Genomic DNA, 20878 nt, shown 5'->3' with positions numbered 1-20878 from the left:
CGAATCGGGCATTCGCTCGCGGCCCCATCTTCCCCCGTCGTCCTCCCGGACCGGCCCCGACCTGCCCCTCGCGAGCCGCCCTTCGAACCATGCCGCGCCTCCTCGGACTCTCCACGTCGGGATTAGGGTGAGGGTGTGATCGAGGTGGAGGTGCGGCAACTGCTGGTGTCACCCGCGCACCGGCTCGCCGGGCGCCCCGCGGACGGACCGGCGCCCGGCCCGGCCGACGAACGCGTGCGGCGGGTAAAGGTGCGGCGCGGCCTGGGACTGGTCGGCGACCGCTACTACGCGCGGGCCGCCCACCGCGACGCCTCGGTCACGATCATGTCCGCGGAGCACCTGCCGGTGCACCTCGCCCCGGCCGTCGACCTGCGCCACACCCGGCGCAACGTGCTGCTCGCGGGCGTCGACATCGACTCCCTCGTCGGTGCCACCGTCACCCTGGACTGCGGCAGCGGACCCGTGCCGTTCGCTGTGAACCGTCCGGCCCGGCCCTGCGCCTGGATGGACGTCACCGTCGCCCCCGGCGCCCAACGCGCGCTGCGCGGCGGGGGCGGGGTGCGGTGCACGCCGCTGGGCGACGGGACGCTCACGGTGGGGCCGGCCAGGTTGTGGGTGGGCGACGGGTGAGCGGCTGGTGAGCGGTGGAGCGGTCGGTGCGGTGACTGGTGGAGCGGCCGGTGGGGTGACCGGTGCGGTGGGCAGCGGGATGGGCGGCGCCGCTCCGCCGGGAGTGGCGGGTGCCGCCGGCCCGGGGGTCAGATCCGCCCGCCGGTGAGCCGGGTGACGGGACCGTGGGTGTGGTGGGCCGAGCGGCGGCCGGCCGCGTAGGAAGCGGCGGTCAGCGCGGTCAGGCCCGCGCCCACGCCGGCGGCGATCATCTTGCGGTGCGCGATGACCGTCCAGGCCGTCTTGGCGACCCCGGCGACCTGGCCGGTGGTGGCTATGACGGCCTGCCGGCCCGCCTCGACGCCCTTGGCCGCGCTCTGGGCGGCGGCCGTGGCCGTACCGGCCACGCGTTCCGCACCGGAACTCGCGGCTGACGCGGCGTCACCGGTCTTGCCGGCGGCCTTGTCGGCGGTGTCCTTCGCGGTCCGTGCGGCGGGCGCGGTCGCCTTGTCCGCGCCACGCCGCGCCTTGGCCGCGGCGGTCGCCTTCGCGCTGTCCGGCTTGTTGCCGGGCCGGGCGTCGGATGCGGTGTCGGATGTGGTGTCGGGCTTCTGGTTCGTGTCGTTGTTCGGTTCAGTCATGGACTCCGGTTTGCCCCTCGCTCCGCGCGCAAACGCCCGCCCCCACGACTGTTTCGGCCGAAACCTGACCGAAACCGGGCCCCGCCGGGGACCGTCCGTCCCGGCCGGGTATGCCTGGCTGGTAGGTCCGCGCGGGCGGGGAGCAAGGGGGCGGCTCCGATGGCGATGTGGCGCAGCACGACCGGCCGGCGCGTCTCCCGCCGGGCCCGACGGCGGGAAACCGTACGGGTGTTGCGGGCCCAGGGGCGGCACGGGCCGGAGTTGCGGGAGGTGCTGCCGGCGCTGACCGGACTGGTCCTGGTGCTGTGCGCCGGGGTCGCGGGGATCGCGGCGGGCTACCGTTCCCTCGGTCTGGTGGTGCCGTTGGCGTGCCTGGCGCTCCTGGCGGTCGCCGTACCGGTCGCCGTCGGACGGCTGCGCCCGCCGGCCCGGCGCCGGCGCGGCCGCTACACGGCGGAGGAGCTCGCCGCCCTGGACGCGGAGGGCCTGGCACTGGCGGTGTCCCGCATGCTGCGCCGGGACGGCTGGTCGGTCCGGCCGCCGTCCGGTGAGCGGGTCCGGCCCCGGGTGCGGGCCCGCCATCCCCGGGGCCACCGGCTGGAGGTGGCGTTCCGTCCGGTCGCCGAGCCGCTGCCCGACGAGGACCCGCCGCTCGCCCGGTCCCGCCGCGCGGACGCCGAGCCGCCCCTCCTGCTGATCGTGCACCGCGGCACCTTCAGCGGCCGGGACGTGCGCTGGGCCCGGCAGCGGACCGGCGTCCGGCTCATGGACGGGGCGCTGCTGCGCCGTTGGGCGGACGGCACGACCCTGGACCGACTGACCGACCTGCGGTGAGACCGAGGGGGTGCGGGCGGGGCACGGCCGGTACGCGTTCCAGCACGCCGCCCGCGAAGACGTCGTAGAGGGGCAGCGTCTCCAGGTGGACGTAGCCGATGTGGCAGTCGCAGACGGCGAGCGGGCAGGGCCGGGGGCGCAGGGCCGGCCGGTAGGAGCCGTCGTACAGGTTGCCCAGTTCGGCGCGGACGAAGTGGCAGCGGCGGACCGTGCCGGCGCCGTCGACCGAGATCACGGACTCCCCGGTGCGGCAGGGCAGACCGGCGCTGGTGTGCGGGCGCCGGCTGTAGGGGAAGAGCGGGTCCAGCGCGGTCCAGGTCGCCGCCTGCGCGTCGTCGTAGCTGTGGCCCTCGGCGGCGTTGATCCACAGGTAGACGTGGTCGGGCAGCTCGGCGCGCAGCCGGCGGGCCGCGTCGAGGTGCGCGGGGAGACCGACCACTCCGACGCTGTACCGCACCCCGCGGGCGGCCAGGTCCCGGCACTTGGCGAGGAACCGGTCGTACGGCGTCTGGCCGGGGTGGTACGTGCACCACAGGGCGAGGGTGGCGGGGTCGGCGTCGGCGAGCCAGTCGGTGCGGCAGCTGAGGTTGGTCTGGATCGCCACCCGGCGGATGTGCGGCAGGTGCGACAGCTCGGTCAGTGTCCGGCGGTACCAGGAGCGGACCAGTCCCTCGCCCCAGGGGGTGAAGAGGAGGGAGAGCCGGTCGTCGGTGGCGGCCGCCGCCCATCCGGCGAACCGCGCCAGGGCGGCCCGGTCGGCGCGGAGCTGCTCGCGGCTGTCGCGCCGCTTGGCGAACGGGCAGTACGGGCAGTCGTAGTCGCAGGAGGCGAGCGGCCCGCGGTAGAGCACGGTCAGGTCCATGGTGTGCGGTCACTTCCGCGGGTAGGCGGCCATGGCGGCCCGTACCGCCGGGGAGAACAGCTCGGGCCCGATCGCGTCGGAGTGCGCGAGGCCCTCCGGGGTCAGCCGCAGGACGGTGCCGTGGGCGGCGGCGTCCGTCAGCCAGCCGCGGTCGGCGAACCGTGCCAGCTCGGCGGCGAAGTCGTCCTCGGGCCGGCGGCCGAAGCGGGCCCGGTAGTCGGTGACGTCGAGGCCGTCGGCCTGGAGCAGCGACTGGAGCAGGTGCCGGCGGCGGGACTCGGCGGCGTCGATCCGGCGGCCGTACTCGGCGTGCCCGAAGTCGGCGGCGGGACGGGAGACGTAGTCGTCGATGATCCTGCGGATCTCGTGGGTGCCGACCGCGTAGTCGAAGGAGTAGTGCAGCCCGGCGGTGTAGGAGCGGGCGCCGCAGCCGAGGCCGATCATGCCGTCGCTCTGGCAGGCGTAGTCGTCGGCGCCCTGCGGCGGGGCGTCCGCGCGGCGGAACATCCGCATGGACTGCTGGACGTAGCCGTGCGCGAGGAGGTGGTCGCGGCCGGTCCGGTACAGCCGCAGGCGCTGCGTGTCCCAGGCCGGGTCGGTGCCGTCCGCGCGGCGGCCGAGGCCGGTCAGGGGGCGGATGTAGAGGGGGTAGAGGTACAGCTCCTCGGGCCGCCAGGCCAGCGCGGCGTCCAGCGAGCGCAGCCAGGACGGCTCGGTCTGGCCGTCGATGCCGTAGATCAGGTCGATGTTGAGGACGGGTATGCGGGCGTCCCGGACCCGGCCGAGGGCGGCCTCGACGTCCGCGCGGCGCTGGGGGCGTACGGCGGCCCGGGCCTCGGTGTCGTCGAAGCTCTGCACGCCGAGGCTGAGCCGGGTGGTGCCGCGCGCGGCGAGGACGTCGAGCCGGCCGGCGGTGGCGGTGGCGGGCGACGCCTCGACCGACAGCGGGACGGCGGTGAGGTCGGCGCCCATGCGGTGTTCGGCGATGTCGCACAGGCGCTCGAGTTCGGTGGCGGTAAGGAAGGTGGGGGTGCCGCCGCCGAAGGCCGCGGTGGCGAAGCGGACGGCGGTCGCGCCGAGGGCCTCCCGTACCGCGCCGGCCTGGCGTTCCAGGGCGTCCAGATAGGCGGTCGTCAGGCCGTCCGGGGCGCCGACGCGGGTGAAGAGGTTGCAGAAGCCGCAGCGGATCTCGCAGAACGGGATGTGCAGGTAGAGGGAGAGGGCGTCCTTGGGTTCGGCCGCCCACAGGGAGCGCAGCTCCGGGCGGTCGGTCAGGCGCCGGTAGGCGGTTTTGTGGGGGTAGGCGTAGACGTAGTGCTGGTAGGGGCCGGGGGTCTGGCCGGGGGGCCGCAGAGCGGGTGCGGTGGTCATCGGGGGGCTCCGGCGGGGGAAGGTTCGGCAGGGCGCGGGTCGAGGACGAAGTGGGCGTAGGGCACGGTCCACACGGACTCGTGGCCGAGCCGGTGGCCGGTGTAGCCGTCGTCGCCGTACGCCGTGCCGTGGTCGGAGCAGACGATGGCGAAGCACGGTCGTCTGCTGCTCGCGGCGGTGAACAGGCGGCCGATGTGCCGGTCCACGTACTCCAGGGCGGCGGCGTGCGTCTCGCGGGTGTCACCGGTCTCGCGGGTGGCGCCGGGCAGGTGGAACCAGTTGGGCTGGTGCAGGGCGGAGACGTTGACGAAGAGGAACAGCCGCTGTTCGCGCGGCAGTCCGCGCACCACCTGCTCGGCGCACGCGATCTGGTGCTCGAAGGAGGTGGGTGAGGTGACGCCGAACTCCGGTTCCCAGTGCGACTCGTGGAACATGCCCGGCAGCACCGAGCCCAGCGGGCCGCGCTTGTTGAAGAACCCCACTCCCCCGACGCACACCGTGTGGTAACCGGCTCCGGCCAGGCCGGAGACGAGGTCGGGGGTGTCGTAGACCCAGGTGCGGTCGGCGGTGGTCTCGCTGCCGGCGAAGCTCGCCGCGAAGAGGCGCGGATGCGGGCCGGGGGCGGCCGGGGTGGGCAGGAAGCCGGCGAAGATCGCCTGGTGGGAGGCGTAGGTGAAGCTGCCGGGGGCGTGCCGCTGCTCCCAGCGTCCGCCGGGCAGATGGCGGGCGAGGTGCGGGATGCGGCCCGCCGCGGCGAGTTCGGCGGCGACGTCGTGGCGCAGGGTGTCGAGGGTGACGAGGAGCAGGTCGTGGCTGCCGACGATGCCGTTCATATCGGGTTCGGCCGGGGCGGGGTGGGGCGGCTGGGGCGGCTGGGGCGGCTGGGGCGGCTGGGGCGGCTGGGGCATTGGATCAGGCGCTGGCATGGTGCTGGTCCGTTCCGTGCGGGTGCTGCGGGGCGGTCGCCCGCGGGGGAGGAGGCGCGAGATGTCCCGTGGGGCGGGCGGCGGTCCGCGGTGCGGCGCCGGGGCCGCCGTACCGGACGGCGGCCACCTGGGCCGCGTAGGTGTCCAGGCCCTCGGCGCCGCTGCCGGGCAGGCCGGTCAGGCGGGGCAGCAGGTCGCCGAAGGCGTTGACCTCGCAGACCACGAACCGCCGCCAGCCGGTGACCGGCAGCAGGTCGACGCCGACGCAGAGGGTGCGGGGGAAGCAGGCCGCGGCGCGTTCGCACACGTCGAGCGCCTCGGCCCAGGACCCGCCCGCCGCCTCGACCGCCTCGCGGGCCGCGTCGAGGTCGCCGCGGGCGCCGCCGAGGTGCAGGTTCGTCATGGGCGAGGTGCTGGTGCGGACCACCGCGTGGGTGGCCCGCCCGGCGATCACGACGACCCGCAGGTCGGCCGCCCGGCCGCCCTGAGACGCCTTCGGTACCCACTGCTCCAGGTGCAGTCCGTCGGGGGCCAGGGTGTCGACGACGGCGGCGATGTCGGCCTCCCGTTCGTACCGCCGCACCTTGAGGGAGTTGAACAGTCTGCCGTCCGGGGCGAGTTCGACCGAGGTGGTGGCGCGGACCCGGCCCCGCGGCGATGCCGCCACGGCCAGGACACCGGACGCGGACGAGCCGTGCGCGAGCTTCACGAACAGCCGCGGCGTCCGGTGCGCCCGCATCAGCCTCCGTACGTCGTCCCAGCCGTGGACGGCGGGGGGCTCCGGTGCGGGTGCCGCGGAGGTGGGTGAGAACGGCACCGGTACACCGGCCGCGTCGAGGACGGCGTGGCAGCGGCGCTTGTCGAACAGGACGGCCAGTTCGTCCGGGTCGTCGAGTCGCTGTCCGCCCTCCAGGCCGCGCACGGCGGCCAGGAAGCGCGTGTACCAGCGGCCGGTGCCCTCGACCCGGGTCGGATCATCGACGCCGCGCAACTCGCGGTCCACGCCGGGATGTTCGCCGGGCGAGTCGATCCGGACGATCTCGTCCCGCGCGAAGCGGGCCCCGCCCGCGCGCAGCACCTCCGCCCAGGACACGACCCGCGGTGCGGGCAGCCCAACCTCGGCCACCGCCGCGGCGAACAGCGTCACCCGCCGGTTCTCCGGATTGCCGACGACCGCGAGCCGGGGGAGGCGGCCGGACGGGAGACGGTCGGGCGGAAGACGGTCGGGGAGAAGACGGTCGGGGAGAAGACGCCAGGAGAACATGTCCTTCACTCCCCCACGGCGGCGACGAGCCGCGTGTCGACGCGCCGGGTGTCTGTCAAGTCGACGACGGACAAGCGGTACAGCTCGTGCAGAGTGTCGCTGAAGAGCATGCGGACGGATCCTGACGTGTGAGCGGACGCGGTACGGCGATCTGCCGGCAGTTCTACCAACAGGCACTGACAATGAACTGGCCGGCCGCTCCCGGCGGGTGGCGTGGTCGGTGGCGAAGCGGCGCGGGGCTCAGGGCCGGCGGGACGACGTGGGGCGGGACGTCTCCGGGCCGGCGCTCAGCGCGGACCGGACCGCGTGGTGGGCGGCCCGGGCCAGCCGGGCGCCCCATTCGGAGCGGGGGCCGGCGAAGGCGTGGGCCGGGGCACCGGCGTGCGGCGTGCGAGCCGCGACGCAGACGGCGTCGGTCGGGGTGTCGGAACAGTCGAGTCCCGCCTCCAGCAGCGCCTGGACCTTGGCCTCGGTGACCGTCATCACCGCGTTGACCAGCGCCGCGTCGGTCAACGGGACCGGCACGGCGGCGACGATGTTGATCGTCCCCGGCGGGGCGGCTCCGGCACTCCCCCGCGCGGGGGACGCCGCCCAGCCGCGCACTGAGACGCCCGCCGTCGCCACGGCCTCCGCACCCTCGTCGTGGGCCTGCCCCGGGTCGCTGACCTCGGCGGCCGTCATCAGGCCGACGCCCGGCCCAGTGGCCCCGGCCGCGCGGGCCAGGCCGGCCAGGTGCCGGGCGGGGTCGGTGCGGCGGTAGCCGTGCGCCACCTGGGCGTTGAGCACCCAGGTCCGCTCGGCGATCCCGCCGCCCAGGACGGCGCTGGCGACCATCCGCCAGCCCGGACCGGCCCGCCAGAGCAGCGCGTGCAGGCGTTCGCCGTCCTCCACGCGGACCAGGTGCTCCCAGTCCAGCAGACGGGAGCCGGTTCGGGGCGGCGGCAGGACGGCGGGCACCGGGGTGACTCCTTGACGGTCAGAGGCGTACGGGGCTCACGGGACTCACGGGAACCGGACGATCCTACGCGGCCCGCCGGACGGGCCACGGGTCCGGCCAGCGCGGCGGCGGCCTAACCGCCGCGTGGGTCCAGTCGGCGCAGGGCCCGGTCGGTCTCGCGGGCCGCACGTTCGGCCGTGGTCAGCGCGTGTGCCGCCGCGCGGTGCCGTTCCTCGGCCTCGCGCTGTTCCCGGCCGGCCCGCCGGGCCTCGGCGCGGGCCTCGGTCAGCCGCTGTTCCGCCGCGGACACCTGCTCCCGGGCCTCCTCACGCAGCTGGCGGGCCCCCTCCAGACCGGCGTCCGCCGCCGTCGCCTCGGTGCGCGCGGCGGACAGCTGCCGGGCCGCCGCCTCGGCCGCCTCCCGGGCCCGGGTGAGCCGCTCCTGCCGTACCCGTCGCCGTTCGGCCAGTTCATCCAGTTCGTCCAGTTCGCCTGACTGGTTCTCGGCCGTGGCTCCGGCCTTGTCTCGCCGGTCAGCCGTGCGGTCCCCGGTCCGCCGCCGCCCTTCGGTTCCCTCGCCACGGCTGACCCGCTTCCGTTTGGCCGGGGGCCGCTCCGGTGCCGGTGCGGCCGCTTCGCCGGAGGGGAACGCCGACGGCGGGGTGAGGGCGGTGTGCAGACGGCCGGTGGCCCAGCGGTCGGCGGCCTCCTGGTCGGCCAGTACCGCGCCGAGGGTCGACTCGACCTCCCGCCGGACCGCGCCGGAGAGCGGATACCCGGCGGCGTCCGCCAGGTCGGCGGCCTGCCGGGTCAGCGCGGCGACCAGGCGCCGCTGCGCGGCCAGCGACTTCAGCTCGGCGGCGTCCAGGGTGCGGTACGCCTCCCGCAGTGCGCGGCCCAGTTCGAGCAGCTTCGCGGACTCCTGCGGCCGGGAGCGCAGCAGGAGGTTGGCCGCCCAGGCCGCCAGCGTGGGGCGGCGGGCGGCCTTGATCAGACGGACGCCCTCGCCGCGGCCCGTCTTCCCGGCCTCGGCGGCCAGTTCCGTGCGGCGGGTGACGAAGTGCGGCGGCGGCGTGGTGTACAGCGCGTCGAGCGCCGCGTCGGTCTCCTCGTCCGCGCCGTCGGTGCGGCGCGCGCTCCTGCGTTCCACGGTCACCAGGCTCCACCGGACCGCACACCGGCGCACGCCGTACTACATCTTTCCGCGACTGGCAGCACCCGTCCAGGACTCGGACACCCCGGCGACAGCATGGCGTTTACACCTACCGTGTGCCGACGGACGGCGCAGTCCGTGGCGGAGAGGAGCGCACACATGACCGGGGAGACAGCCGAGCACACGGTGGACGGCCAGGACACGGCCGTCGTCCTGCTCCAGGACGTCGGTGTCCGCCGTTTCACGACCGACCAGGTGATCCTGGACGGCATCGACTGGTCCGTGCGGGCCGGGGAGCACTGGGCCCTGCTCGGAGCCAACGGCGCCGGCAAGACCACCCTGCTGCGCCTGCTGGGCGCGCTGATGCACCCCACGACCGGCAGCGTCGAGGTGCTGGGCGCCCGGCTCGGCCGGGTGGACGTCCGCGAGCTGCGCGCCCGTATCGGCCATGTCTCCTCCGCGCAGCGGGTGCCGGAGAACCTCAGCGCGCACGCCGTCGTCCTGACCGGCCACACCGGCACCGTGCAGCCGCTGTGGCGGATGTACGACGACGAGGTCCGGCAGCGGGCCCGGGAACTGCTGGCCGAGATGGGCATCAAGGAACTGGCCGACCGTCCCTACGGGGTGCTGTCGGGCGGTCAGCGGGCCCGGGTACTGATCGCGCGGGCGCTGATGGCCGACCCGGCCCTGCTGCTCCTGGACGAGCCGTTCAACGCCCTGGACCTGCCCTCTCGTGAGGACCTCATCGAGGCCCTGCACCAGTTGGCGGAGGGCCGCCCGCGGCTGGCCACCGTGACGGTGACGCACCACCTGGAGGAGCTGTCCCCGGTCGTCGGACACGCCCTCCTGCTGCGGGAGGGCCGCGTCCTGGCCCGCGGGCCCGTGACGGAGGTGCTGACCGACGACCGGCTCACCGCCTGCTTCGGACGGGACATCACGGTGGCCCGGCGCGAGGGCCGCTGGGCGGCGTGGTCCGGCCGGTCCGGATACGCGCGCCCTTAGCTGACCGACGGCCACCGCGCCCGATACCCGGCGCCGAGCGCTACGCCGCCGCCGGCCCCTCCTGCTGTCCCAGCCACAGGTCGGGGCCGAAGACCTCGTAGTGGATCGCCTCGGCGGGCACTCCGCGGCGCAGCAGGTCGCCGCGGACGGCCCGCATGAACGGCACCGGTCCGCACAGGTAGGCGGTGAGCCCCGGGGTCAGTTCGACGGCGCCGAGGTCGGCCCGGCCGGCCGTCGCGGACTCCGGGGCCGGGTCGCCGGGCTCCTCGTAGAACAGGTGCAGCCGGACGTCCGGCAGGGCCCGCACAAGGGCGAGCTGTTCGGCGCGGTGGGCGTGGTCGGCCGGGGTGCGGTCGGCGTGCAGCACGGTGACCGGGCGGGTCGAGCCGGTGGTGACGAGGTGGTCCAGCATGCTCACCATGGGCGTGCCGCCGATGCCGGCGGAGACCAGCAGCAGCGGCCCGTCGCCCTGCTCCAGGGACAGGTCGCCGAAGGGCGCGGACACCGTCAGGACGTCGCCGGTACGGGCCTGCGCGTGCAGCCAGGAGGAGACCTCGCCGTCCGGTCCCCCGGCGCCCCGCACCCGCTTGACGGTGATGCGCCACTCGGGCCGGCCGGGGGCGGTGGAGAGGCTGTACTGGCGTATCTGCCGGGCGCCGTCCGGCAGTTCGGTCCGCACGCTGACGTACTGGCCCGGCCGGAAGGGCCGCGGCGGGCTGCCGTCGGCGGGGCGCAGCAGGAAGGAGACGGCGTCGGGGGTCTCCTCGTGGCGGGCCACGATCTCCATGGGCCGCCGGACGTCGCCCGCGGCCACCTCGGCCTCCTGGTAGAGCCGGGCCTCGACGGCGATCAGGGCGTTGGCCATCAGCCAGTAGACCTCGTCCCACGCCGCGCCGACCTCGGGGGTGACGGCGTCGCCGAGCACCTCCGCGATCGCCTCGAACAGATGACGGTGGACGATCTTGTACTGGTCGGCGGTGATGCCGAGGGAGGCGTGTTTGTGCGCGATCCTGGACAGCAGGGCGTCCGGACGGTCGGCGGGGCGTTCCAGGAGCATCCCGGCGAACGCGGCGATGGATCCGGCCAGGGCCCGCTGCTGCTCGCCATTGGCCTGGTTGCCCCGGTTGAAGAGGTCCGTCAGCAGTTCCGGGTGGGCGGCGAACAGCTTGCGGTAGAAGAGCCGGGTGATGTCGTCGATGGCGGCGCCGACCGCGGGGAGGGTGGCCCGGATCACCGGGACGGACTGTTCGGAGAGCACAACGACTCCTCTTGAGTTTCTTAATTGGTAGATGATCTTCGTGTTTTATCGGACGCGGCGCGATGCGGGACGGGCCCACTGCCAAGGGGCGGCTCAGAGAGAGGGGCGTTCCGTCAGGCCGATCAGGACCGGACCGGCCGGCGAGGCCACCAGGTCGGCGACGGTCAGCGGGTCGAGGGCGGCGTAGAACGCCTCCTGCGCGGCGCGCAGCGCACCTCGCAGCCGGCACGCGGCCCGCAGCGGGCACGGCACCTCGCCCTCGCACTCGACGACCTCGCCCTCCCCCTCCAGCTCCCTGACCAGCCAGCCCACCGAGGACCGCCGCCCGAGTCCGGTCAGCGCCAGTCCGCCGCCACGGCCGCGCCGGGCCTGCACGACACCGAGGTGCTGGAGTCGCGTGACGGCCTTGGCCGCGTGGGTGTAGGGCACGCCCATGGCGTCCGCCACCTCGCGCGTGGTCAGCGGGTCGTCCCCGTCTCGTACCACCGCCAGGCGCATCACGGAACGCAGGGCCAGGTCGGTGAATTTGGTCAGCCGCACGTTTCGGAGGCTAGCAAATACGCATGTAGCATTCGCCTTTAGGGAGCGGTCTGGTCTTGTGCGGTGCGTCACGGCGGCCGGAGAGGAGACCGCGGTGGCCGGAGAGGAGACGGTGAGGAACATGACGACGGAGGACGGCGAGGGCGCACCCCTCCCCCGGTTCCTGTGCGACACCGCCGCGCTCGCGGCGCCGGCCGACGCCCCGGCCGGCGCGCTGTGGAAACTCGCGGAGACCGGCCGGCAGCTCGACGCCAACGTGGTCCGCCTCCCGCCGGGCGCCCGCGTCGCCCCGCACACCGAACCGGACCTCGATGTGCTGCTGCTGGTCCTGGGCGGCGACGGCACCCTGCTGGGCGGGGACGGCCCGGGCCCGTTGCGGGTGGGCGGCCTGACCTGGCTGCCGCACGGCGCGGTGCGCGGCCTCGCGGCGGGCGCGGACGGGCTGACCTATCTGACCGTGCACCGCCGCAGGCCGGGGCTGCGGATCCAGCCCGCGCACGCGGCGGAACGGCTGCGGCCCGCCCCGGACCGCCCCGCCGGCCCCGACAGCCCAGCCGGCCCCGATGAGCCCGAAGCCCCCACCGGAGCCTCACCTTCCGTGTCGTAGCCTCGGGGCATGCATCGGTCCGAGGCGGGAGGTCATGTGGCAGGGTCCGAGACGGAGCCGGGAAGCTGCTGCGCACCGCCGGCCGGTCCGCGCGCCGTGAGTCTCTCCCCCGGGCCGACGACGACCGAGGTCCGCACGGTTCCCGACCGCACAGAGCACCACCCCGAGCACCCCGAAGGCATGGTCCGTCTCGACGGCGGCCCGTTCCTCATGGGGACCGACGACAAGGACGGGTTCCCGGCGGACGGGGAAGGTCCCGTGCGCGAGGTGACCGTGTCGCCGTTCTGGATCGACGTCCACGCGGTGACCAACGAGCGCTTCGCCCGCTTCGTCGACGCCACCGGCCATGTCACCGAGGCCGAACGGTTCGGCTGGTCCTACGTGTTCGCCGGGTTCCTCCCCGCGGCCCTGCGGCGCGGCGCGGCCCGGCCGCCGGGGACCCCGTGGTGGTGCGGGGTCGAGGGGGCCCACTGGCGCGCCCCCGAAGGACCGGGCAGCGACGTCGCCGACCGCGCCGACCACCCCGTGGTGCACGTCTCCTGGAACGACGCGGCCGTCTTCGCCCGCTGGTCGGGGCTGCGGCTGCCCACCGAGGCGGAGTGGGAGTACGCCGCCCGGGGCGGCCTCGAGCAGGCCCGCTACCCGTGGGGCGACGAACTGACCCCGGGCGGGGAGCACCGCTGCAACATCTGGCAGGGCCACTTCCCCACCAAGAACACGGCGGAGGACGGCTACCGGGGCACCGCGCCGGTGGCCGCCTACCCGCCCAACGGCTACGGGCTGTACCACGTGGCCGGGAACGTCTGGGAGTGGTGCGCGGACCACTGGGGCACCGAGCACACCACCCGCCCGCGCACCGATCCCAGGGGCCCGGCGCGGGGCACCTCGCGGGTGATGCGGGGCGGTTCGTATCTGTGCCACCACTCGTACTGCAACCGCTACCGGGTCGCGGCGCGCACCGCCAACACCCCGGACAGCAGCACGGGCAACCTCGGCTTCCGCTGCGTACGGGACGCCTGAACACACCGCCGCGGTTCCTTGCTGTTCCTTGCTGTTCCTTGCGGTTCGTTGCGGTTCGTTGCGGAACATTGCGGCGTATTGCGGCCCGTTGCGGCCCCATGAAGGATCACCACGGATTTTTTCCGGGCTGTTGACGTTAAAGCCTGGCGTCCCCATCCTGACGGCATGGCATCCGACCACCAGGGCCCCCTCGCACGGCTGCGGCGCGGGCACGAGGAGCTCGTCCTCAGACTGCTGCGCACGCACGGCCCGCTCAGCCGCGCCGAGTTGGGCAGGCTCAGCGGCCTGTCCCGCACCACGCTGTACGACATCGTCGTCGCCCTGATGGACGGGGGCGCCGTGGTCGCCACGGCGCCCGCGCCCGCCGAGCGCCGGCGGGGCCGCCCGGTGGAGACGCTGAGCCTGCACCCCGAGGCCGGTCAGGTGATCGGGGTCGACTTCGCCCGGCGCGCGGTGCACGTGGCCGCGGTCAACGTGGCGCACGAGGTGATCGGTTCGGTCAGTGAGGCGCACTCCGCCGACCTCGGCTGGGAGGCGCGGGCCGATCTGGCCGAGCGGCTGGTCGCCCGGCTGGCCGGCGGGTCGCTGCGGCTCGGCGTGCTCAGCGGCGTGGGCGTCGGTGTGGTCGGCCCGGTGGACGACCTGTCGGCCGCCGCCGAGGACACCGAGGGCGCCAGGCACCCGAAGCCCTCCCCCGCCCCCACCCGCGCCGACCTCCCGGTGCTGCTGCGCAAACGCTTCGGCGCTCCCGTGCTCGTCGACAACAACACCCGGCTGGCCGCGCTGGCCGAGGCGACGTGGGGCGCGGCGGCCGGGGTGCGGGACGTGCTGTACCTGCGGCTGTCGTACGGGGTCGGCGGCGGGCTGGTGACCGGCGGCACCCTGCACCGCGGGGCGCACGGGCTGTCCGGCGAGTTCGGCCACATCACGGCCGAGCCGGGCGGGCGCCGATGTTCGTGCGGCAAGGACGGGTGCCTGGAGACGGTCGCGTCGATCGGCGCGGTCCTCGAAGCCCACGGCGGCGCGGCGGATCTGGCCGCCTTCCTGGCGGCGCTGCCCGACGATCCGGCCGCCGTCGGCGTACTGGAGTCGGTCGGCACCCGGGTCGGCACGGTGCTCGCCTCGGTGTACAACGCGGTCGGTCCGGAGGTGACGGTGCTCGGCGGGGAACTCGCCGAGGCCGGTCCGGTGCTCTTCCGCTCCGTCGAGAAGGCGCTGCGCGCACACCTCATGCCGATCTCGCGGGCCAGAGCCGACCTGCGGTCCGCGACCCTCGGCGAGGCGGCCGGCGCGCTCGGTGCCATCGCGCTCGTCCTGCATGAATCGCCCCTGCTCACCCACTATCCCGCGCCGGACTCCCTGGAGTGAACGTGAACCCTCCGACCCCCCAGCGGCCCCAGCGGCCGCAGCGGCCGTCCTCGCAGAGGCCGCCATGGCTGTGATCACCGCACCCGACAAGACACCCGCCGCGTCCGCGCCCCGCCGGGGCCGGCGCACCCCGCCCGTGCTGCTGCTCAACCTCGTCGCGCTGCTGGCCGGCGTCGCCGTGTGGGCGATCGCCGCCGCGACCCAGCTGGTGGACGTCCCCGGACCGCTCTCGGTGGGCTCCCGGGCCGTGGAACTCGTCCAGGACGGCACCCTGCTGACGGACGCGCTGGCCAGTCTGCGCCGGGTGTTCCTGGGGTTCGCCCTCGGCACCGCGCTGGCCGTGCCGGTCGGGTTCGTGATGGGCTGGTACCCGGTGGCGCGCGGTCTGCTGGAGCCGTATGTGCAGTTCTTCCGGACCGTGCCGCCGCTGGCCATCATCCCGCTGGCCATCGTGCTGATGGGCATCGGTGAGACGCCGAAGGTCTTCGTCATCTTCCTGGCGGCCTTCCTGTCCAGTGTGGTGGCCGCCTTCCAGGGCGTGGTCGGGGTGGACCGCACGCTCATCAACGCCGCCCGGGTGCTCGGCGCCCCGGACCGGGTGGTGTTCCTCAAGGTGGTGATCCCGGCCGCGACGCCGTTCCTGCTGGTCGGCATGCGGATCGGGCTCGGCGCCGCCTGGGGGACCGTGGTGGCGGCCGAACTCATCGCGGCGGACAAGGGTTTGGGTTACGAGATGATGCACGCCCAGACCTACTACGACATTCCCACCATCTTCGTGGGGCTGATCACCATCGGGGTGATCGGACTGCTGATGGACCGGCTGCTGCTGCTCGCCGAACGACGTCTGACCGGATGGCAGGAGCGACGATGAACACCCCCGTGCACACCTCCCTGGACACCCCTGGGACGAAGACCGCCGCGAAGATCTCCTTCCGTGACGTGGTGAGCAGGTTCCCCGTGAAGGGCGGCGACTTCACCGCGCTGAACGGGGTGTCGCTGGACATCGGCGACCAGGAGTTCGTGACCGTCGTCGGCCCCTCGGGCTGCGGCAAGTCGACGCTGCTCAACCTGGCCGCGGGGCTGCTGGAGCCGACGGCGGGCGAGGTGCTGGTGGACGGCGCGCACGTCACCGGGCCCGGACCCGAGCGCGGTGTCATCTTCCAGCAGTACGCGCTGTTCCCCTGGCTGACCGTGCGCGGCAACGTCGAGTTCGGGCTGAAGCTCGCCGCGCTGCCCGCCGACGAGCGCCGGCGGCGGGCCGAGCGGGCCATCGGCCTGGTCGGGCTCTCCGACTTCGCCGACGCGCTGCCCAAGACCCTGTCCGGCGGCATGAAGCAGCGCTGCGCGATCGCCCGGGCCTACGCCGTCGACCCCGAAGTGCTGCTGATGGACGAGCCGTTCGGGGCGCTCGACGCGCTGACCCGGGTGCAGCTCCAGGACCAGCTGCTGGAGACCTGGACCCGGGACAAGCGCACGGTCATGTTCATCACGCACGATGTCGACGAGGCGGTCTACCTGGCCCGCCGGGTGATCGTGATGGCCGCCCGGCCGGGCCGCGTCCACCGGATCATCGACGTGGACCTGCCGTATCCGCGGACCGAGGAACTGCGGCTGTCGCCGGAGTTCGCCCGCATCCGCAACGACGTCTGGCACTCGGTCTACCACCAGACCCCGGCCGCCTGACCCGCCCTCGCCTCACCACCACGACCCGCACCCCTTAAGGACCTCCCTGTCATGAGCATGTCCCGACGCGGTTTTCTGTCAGCACTCTCCGTCACCGGCCTCTCCCTCTCCGTCGCGTCCTGCGGCTCCTCGGACGGCGGCAGCGGTGACGGCTCCAGTGTCCGGTTCGGTTACATCGCCGACTACAACGGCGCGAGCCTGCTGGCCATCGCCGACGACCAGGGCCTGTGGAAGAAGCACGGCGTCTCCGCCTCGTACAAGGTCTTCGTCAACGGCCCGATCCAGATCCAGGCGCTCGGCACCGGCAACCTCGACTACGGCTACATCGGCCCCGGCGCCATGTGGCTGCCCGCGTCCGGCAAGTCGAAGATCGTCGCGATCAACACCCTCACCTACGCCGACCGGGTCATCGCCCAGCCCGGCATCACCTCCGTCAAGGGCCTGAAGGGCAAGAAGGTCGGCGTCCCCGAGGGCACGTCCGGCGAGATGGTGCTGAACCTGGCCTTGCAGCAGGCCGGTATGACGATGGACGACATCAACAAGGTGGTGATGGACGCGACGACGATCGTCACCGCGTTCGCGTCCGGGCAGATCGACGGGGCCGGCATCTGGTACCCGCTGATCCCGACCATCAAGGAGAAGGTGCCGGACCTGGTCGAGGTGGCCGGCACCAAGGAGATCGGCGGCAGCTTCCCGACCGCGTTCGTCGCGGGCAACAAGGTCAGTGACGCCACCAACGAGAAGGTCATCAAGGTGCTCCAGGAGGCCAACGACTGGCGGGCCGCGCACAAGGACGAGTCGATCGCGCTGGCCGCGAAGCTGCTCAAGGTCTCCGAGGACAAGGTGAAGGCGGACGCCGCCAACGTGGAGACCATGACCACCGCCGACCTGGTCGCCAAGACCAAGGACGGCACGGTCGGTGAGTGGCTGGACGGCATGAGCGACTTCTTCGTCAAGACCGGCCAGTTGAAGAAGGCCCCGGCCGCGGACTCCTTCTACACCGCCGACCTCTACACCAAGGCGGGCGCGTGAACCTCCTGTTCCTGATGACCGACCAGCACCGGGTCGACACCCTGGGCTGTTACGGCAACCCGCACGTCGCCACCCCGAACCTGGACCGGCTGGCCGCCACCGGCACCCGCTTCGACCGCTTCTACACCCCGACCGCCATCTGCACCCCGGCCCGCGCCAGCCTGCTCACCGGCCAGGCCCCGTTCCGGCACCGCCTGCTCGCCAACTACGAACGCAACGTCGGCTACCTGGAGGACCTGCGCGAGGACGCCTTCACCTTCCCGGCCGCGCTCGCCGAACGCGACTACCAGCTGGGCCTGGTCGGCAAGTGGCACGGCGGGACTCATCGCAACGCGGCCTCCTACGGCTTCGACGGCCCCGACCTGCCCGGCTGGCACAACCCCGTCGACCACCCCGACTACCTCGCCTACCTCGCGGAACGCGGGCTGCCGCCGTACCGCATCACCGACCTGGTGCGCGGCACCACCCCGAACGGCAACCCGGGCAACCTGCTCGCCGCCCGCCTCCAGCAGCCGGTGGAGGCCACCTTCGAGCACTACCTCGCCACCCGCGCCATCGAGCAACTGGACAAGTACGCCGCCGACGGCCGCCCCTTCTACCTGGCCACCCACTTCTTCGGACCGCACCTGCCCTACCTGCTCCCGGACGCGTACTACGACATGTACGACCCGGAGCTGGTGGAGCTGCCGCCGTCCATCGCGGAGACCTTCGAGGGCAAACCGCCCGTGCAGCGCAACTACAGCGCGCACTGGACCTTCGACACCATGCCGATCGAGGTCACCCGCAAACTGATCGCCGTCTACTGGGGTTACGTCACCCTCATCGACGAACAGATCGGCCGCATCCTCACCCGCCTCGACGAACTCGGCCACACCGACGACACCGCCGTCTTCTTCACCGCCGACCACGGCGAGTTCACCGGCGCCCACCGGCTGCACGACAAGGGCCCGGCGATGTACGAGGACATCTACCGCATCCCCGGCATCATCCGGGTGCCCGGCCAGCGGCCGCGGGTCAGGGACGAGTTCGTGTCCCTGACCGACTGCACCGCCACCATCCTGGAGCTGGCCGGCGCCGACCCCTCCCCCGCCACCGACAGCCGCAGCCTGCTGCCCCTGGTGCGCGGCGAACACCCGGACTGGCCGGGCGAGTTGCTGGCCGAGTTCCACGGCCACCACTTCCCCTACCCGCAGCGGATGCTGCGCGAGGACCGCTACAAGCTGGTCGTCAACCCGGAGTCGGTCAACGAGCTGTACGACCTGCACGCCGACCCGCACGAACTGGCCAACCGCTACGAACACCCCGAGCTGGCCGATGTGCGGCGCCGCATGATGCGCCGCCTGTACGACCTGCTGCGCGACCGCGGCGACAACTTCTACCACTGGATGACCCCGATGTACGACATCGGCGCCTCGGACTACGACCCGACGCTGAGTTCCTTCGAGTAGGAAGGCCCGGTAGACACCATGACCCGAAGAACCGGCCGTACGGCCGCGGTCCTCGCGGCCCTGCTCCTCGCCGCCCTGCCGGCCACCGGCCACGCGGCGACCACCGCACCCCCGACGACGTACACCAACCCGGTGACCGCCGACGCCGTCGACACCTTCCCCGACCCGGCCGTGATCCGCGGCAAGGACGGCTACTGGTACGCCTACGGCACCCAGAACCCGGTCTTCCAGAGCCGGGGCGAGACCGGCGAGCGGACGCTGCCGATCCTGAAGTCCGCCGACCTGACGCACTGGGAGTACGCCGGGGAGGTGTTCACCCCGGCCACCCAGCCCGCCTGGCACGGCGGTTCACGGCTGTGGGCGCCCGACATCCGCTACACCGACGGGCACTACAGCCTCTACTACTCGGTGCCCGACAAGGACACCGTAGGGGTGGCGACCGCCCCGACACCGACCGGGCCGTGGACCGACCGGGGCGCGGTGCTGGACAGTGACAGCGGCTGCGCGACCGGCGACATCGACCAGGCCCGGTTCACCGACGAGGGCGGGCAGACATACCTGTACTGGGGCAGTTACGACACCATCTGCGTCGCGCGGATGAACGCCGAGCGCACCCGGACGGTGGGCACGGTCACCGAGGTCGCCCAGGGCCGCCGCGTGGAGGGCGGCTTCGTGGTCCGCCGCGACGGCTTCTACTACCTCTTCTACTCCGACGCGGGCTGCTGCGACGGCGCCTACAGCGGCTACCAGGTCAAGGTGGGCCGCGCCACCAGCCCGACCGGTCCCTTCACCGACGACCAGGGTGTCGACCTGATGGCGGCCACCAGCAAGGGCGGGGTGGTCGTCGGCGCCGGCGGCGACGGGTGGATCGGCACCGGCCACAACTCCCTCCAGACCGACCTGTCCGGGCAGGACTGGCTCGTGTACCACGCGATCCCCGCCGACGACCCCGACCTGGACCCGGTCCCCGGCATCGACCGCACGCTCAGCCGTCGTCCGATGCTGATCGACCGGCTGGACTGGATCGACGGCTGGCCGGTGGTGCGGGCCGGCGCCGGGCCCTCGACCGGCGCCGAGCAGGCCCCGGTCAGCACCTGGGAGGCCGGCGGCGACTTCAACGACGGCTCGCTGTCCGGCTGGCGGGCCCGCGGCGCGGGTGCGGCGGGCTGGGCCACGGCGAGCGAACCGGACGCGGGCGGGTACGTGACCCACTCCGGGGCCGCCCCGGCCCACCTGGTGTCGTCGGACACGGCGCCCGCGAAGGTGCGCGCCGAGGCCGATCTGCGGGTCACCTCGGCGGGCGGCGGCGCGGGCCTGCTCCTGGCCTATCGGGATGCCGGTGACCATGTGGTCGCCCGGCTCGACCGGGACCGGGGCGCGCTGGTCACCGATGTCCGGGTGGCCGGGGTGAGCCGCGGCGAGCAGGTCACGAGGCTGCCCGCGGACTTCGCGTGGGACACCTGGCACCACGTGAGCGCCGAACTGCGCGGCCGGCAGCTCACCGTGGAGGTCGGCTCGGACCGGCTGCGCGACGCGCTGGCCACCCAGCGGCGTACCGTGCCCGCCGCCGCCGTACAGGCCGGGAAGGTCGGCATCGCGGCGCGCGGGGCCGGGGCGCAGGCGGACAACGTGGGTGCCGTGCGGCTGTACACACCGGTCACCCGGCGGGTCGCCGAGCCGCGTCCGGGACGGCTGCTGTCCGGCTACGGCGACGAGTTCGACGGCACCGCCCTCGCCGCCGGCTGGAGCTGGGTGCGGGGCCCGGCCGCCGGGGCGGGCACCGGCGACGGCGTGCTGTCCTGGCCGACGCAGGCCGCCGAACTGCACCTCGCCACCAACACCGCCTCGGTGCTCACCCGGGACGCCCCCAAGGGCGACTTCATCGTCGAGACCAAGCTGCGGCTGGCCTCGGGACCGGGCAACCAGCAGGCGGGACTGGTGCTGTACGGCGACGACGACCACTACTTCAAGCTGGTGCACGCGGTCCTGCCGGTCAGCCACACCGACGGCGAGGTGACCCATGTCACCGAGTTCGCCAAGGAGGGCGCCCGGCCCACCACCACACCGCCGACGCCGGTGGCGTACGGGCCGATGTTCGGCGGTGCGGCGGCCGAGACCCTGTGGCTGCGGCTGGCGTACCACGCCGACAGCGCGGGGAACGAACACGAGGTCCGGGCGGCCACCAGCACCGACGGTGTGCACTGGACCTGGACCGGGACCTGGACGCTGCCCGCCGAACCGGCGCTGCGCATCGGCCTGGTCGCCCTGAACACCGCCGGTGCCACCGCACACTTCGACTACGTCCGCACCTACCGGAGCTGAA

The 20878-nt window shown here is 73.8% G+C and carries 20 protein-coding genes; 11 read left to right on the top strand and 9 right to left on the bottom strand.

Going from position 1 to position 20878, the window contains the following annotated elements; genetic code table 11:
- Positions 1-135 precede the first annotated feature (135 nt).
- Entirely contained in the window at positions 136-630 is a 495-nt protein-coding gene (locus ACTT8P_RS20290) for a molybdenum cofactor biosysynthesis protein (RefSeq protein ID WP_442833094.1), read from the top strand.
- 128 nt (positions 631-758) lie between these two features.
- On the opposite strand, the gene ACTT8P_RS20285 is transcribed toward ACTT8P_RS20290, so the two are convergent.
- On the bottom strand, positions 759-1250 hold the full coding sequence (locus ACTT8P_RS20285) for a hypothetical protein (RefSeq protein WP_442833093.1): 492 nt from the start codon (positions 1248-1250) through the stop codon (positions 759-761).
- A 159-nt stretch (positions 1251-1409) separates the two neighbouring features.
- On the opposite strand from ACTT8P_RS20285, the gene ACTT8P_RS20280 reads away from it, so the two are divergent.
- Positions 1410-2084, top strand: a complete 675-nt coding sequence (locus ACTT8P_RS20280; protein WP_442833092.1) for a hypothetical protein — start codon at positions 1410-1412, stop codon at positions 2082-2084.
- On the opposite strand, the gene ACTT8P_RS20275 is transcribed toward ACTT8P_RS20280, so the two are convergent.
- The 6 genes from ACTT8P_RS20275 to ACTT8P_RS20250 form a co-directional block, all read right to left on the bottom strand.
- Positions 2014-2946 carry an STM4011 family radical SAM protein gene (locus ACTT8P_RS20275; RefSeq protein ID WP_442833091.1) on the bottom strand — a complete coding sequence of 311 codons (933 nt, stop codon included), beginning with the start codon at positions 2944-2946 and terminating at the stop codon, positions 2014-2016. The genes ACTT8P_RS20280 and ACTT8P_RS20275 overlap by 71 nt on opposite strands.
- Positions 2947-2955: 9 nt before the next feature.
- Complete coding sequence (locus ACTT8P_RS20270; RefSeq protein ID WP_442833090.1) at positions 2956-4317, bottom strand: STM4012 family radical SAM protein; 1362 nt, start codon at positions 4315-4317, stop codon at positions 2956-2958.
- Entirely contained in the window at positions 4314-5150 is an 837-nt protein-coding gene (locus tag ACTT8P_RS20265; RefSeq protein WP_442833100.1) for an STM4013/SEN3800 family hydrolase, read from the bottom strand. Before ACTT8P_RS20265 ends, ACTT8P_RS20270 begins: the two co-directional genes overlap by 4 nt.
- A 79-nt stretch (positions 5151-5229) precedes the next feature.
- On the bottom strand, positions 5230-6507 hold the full coding sequence (locus ACTT8P_RS20260) for an STM4014 family protein (protein WP_442833089.1): 1278 nt from the start codon (positions 6505-6507) through the stop codon (positions 5230-5232).
- A 240-nt stretch (positions 6508-6747) separates the two neighbouring features.
- The gene (locus ACTT8P_RS20255) at positions 6748-7464 is read right to left on the bottom strand and encodes an adenosylcobinamide amidohydrolase (RefSeq protein ID WP_442833088.1); all 717 of its coding nucleotides are present in this window, start codon (positions 7462-7464) and stop codon (positions 6748-6750) included.
- Between the two features lie 113 nt (positions 7465-7577).
- Positions 7578-8594 carry a hypothetical protein gene (locus tag ACTT8P_RS20250; RefSeq protein ID WP_442833087.1) on the bottom strand — a complete coding sequence of 339 codons (1017 nt, stop codon included), beginning with the start codon at positions 8592-8594 and terminating at the stop codon, positions 7578-7580.
- 162 nt (positions 8595-8756) lie between these two features.
- Between ACTT8P_RS20250 and ACTT8P_RS20245 the strand changes: the two genes are divergently transcribed.
- The gene (locus tag ACTT8P_RS20245; RefSeq protein WP_442833086.1) at positions 8757-9599 is read left to right on the top strand and encodes an ABC transporter ATP-binding protein; all 843 of its coding nucleotides are present in this window, start codon (positions 8757-8759) and stop codon (positions 9597-9599) included.
- Between the two features lie 40 nt (positions 9600-9639).
- On the opposite strand, the gene ACTT8P_RS20240 is transcribed toward ACTT8P_RS20245, so the two are convergent.
- Positions 9640-10857, bottom strand: a complete 1218-nt coding sequence (locus ACTT8P_RS20240; protein ID WP_442833085.1) for a globin domain-containing protein — start codon at positions 10855-10857, stop codon at positions 9640-9642.
- A gap of 93 nt (positions 10858-10950) precedes the next feature.
- Entirely contained in the window at positions 10951-11397 is a 447-nt protein-coding gene (gene nsrR / locus ACTT8P_RS20235; protein ID WP_442833084.1) for a nitric oxide-sensing transcriptional repressor NsrR, read from the bottom strand.
- 121 nt (positions 11398-11518) lie between these two features.
- Here nsrR and ACTT8P_RS20230 point away from each other — a divergent pair, with 121 nt between their 5' ends.
- The 8 genes from ACTT8P_RS20230 (at position 11519) to ACTT8P_RS20195 (ending at position 20877) form a co-directional block, all read left to right on the top strand.
- Positions 11519-12004, top strand: a complete 486-nt coding sequence (locus tag ACTT8P_RS20230) for a hypothetical protein (RefSeq protein ID WP_442833083.1) — start codon at positions 11519-11521, stop codon at positions 12002-12004.
- Between the two features lie 180 nt (positions 12005-12184).
- Positions 12185-13024: a formylglycine-generating enzyme family protein gene (locus ACTT8P_RS20225; RefSeq protein ID WP_442833099.1), complete on the top strand. Its 840-nt coding sequence runs from the start codon at positions 12185-12187 to the stop codon at positions 13022-13024.
- A gap of 165 nt (positions 13025-13189) precedes the next feature.
- Positions 13190-14392: an ROK family protein gene (locus tag ACTT8P_RS20220; protein ID WP_442833082.1), complete on the top strand. Its 1203-nt coding sequence runs from the start codon at positions 13190-13192 to the stop codon at positions 14390-14392.
- A 64-nt stretch (positions 14393-14456) separates the two neighbouring features.
- Positions 14457-15263, top strand: a complete 807-nt coding sequence (locus tag ACTT8P_RS20215; RefSeq protein WP_442833081.1) for an ABC transporter permease — start codon at positions 14457-14459, stop codon at positions 15261-15263.
- Complete coding sequence (locus ACTT8P_RS20210; protein ID WP_442833080.1) at positions 15260-16075, top strand: ABC transporter ATP-binding protein; 816 nt, start codon at positions 15260-15262, stop codon at positions 16073-16075. The genes ACTT8P_RS20215 and ACTT8P_RS20210 overlap by 4 nt, the downstream gene beginning before the upstream one ends.
- 51 nt (positions 16076-16126) lie before the next feature.
- Positions 16127-17107: an aliphatic sulfonate ABC transporter substrate-binding protein gene (locus ACTT8P_RS20205; RefSeq protein ID WP_442833079.1), complete on the top strand. Its 981-nt coding sequence runs from the start codon at positions 16127-16129 to the stop codon at positions 17105-17107.
- Positions 17104-18555, top strand: coding sequence for a sulfatase-like hydrolase/transferase (locus tag ACTT8P_RS20200; protein WP_442833078.1), 1452 nt, complete (start codon positions 17104-17106; stop codon positions 18553-18555). The genes ACTT8P_RS20205 and ACTT8P_RS20200 overlap by 4 nt, the downstream gene beginning before the upstream one ends.
- 18 nt (positions 18556-18573) lie before the next feature.
- Entirely contained in the window at positions 18574-20877 is a 2304-nt protein-coding gene (locus ACTT8P_RS20195) for a family 43 glycosylhydrolase (RefSeq protein ID WP_442833077.1), read from the top strand.
- The last annotated feature ends 1 nt before the right edge of the window (position 20878 follow it).

Source organism: Streptomyces sp. JW3 (assembly GCF_052216785.1).
Classification (GTDB): Bacteria; Actinomycetota; Actinomycetes; order Streptomycetales; family Streptomycetaceae; genus Streptomyces.
This window is presented reverse-complemented; position numbering and strand designations above follow the sequence as displayed.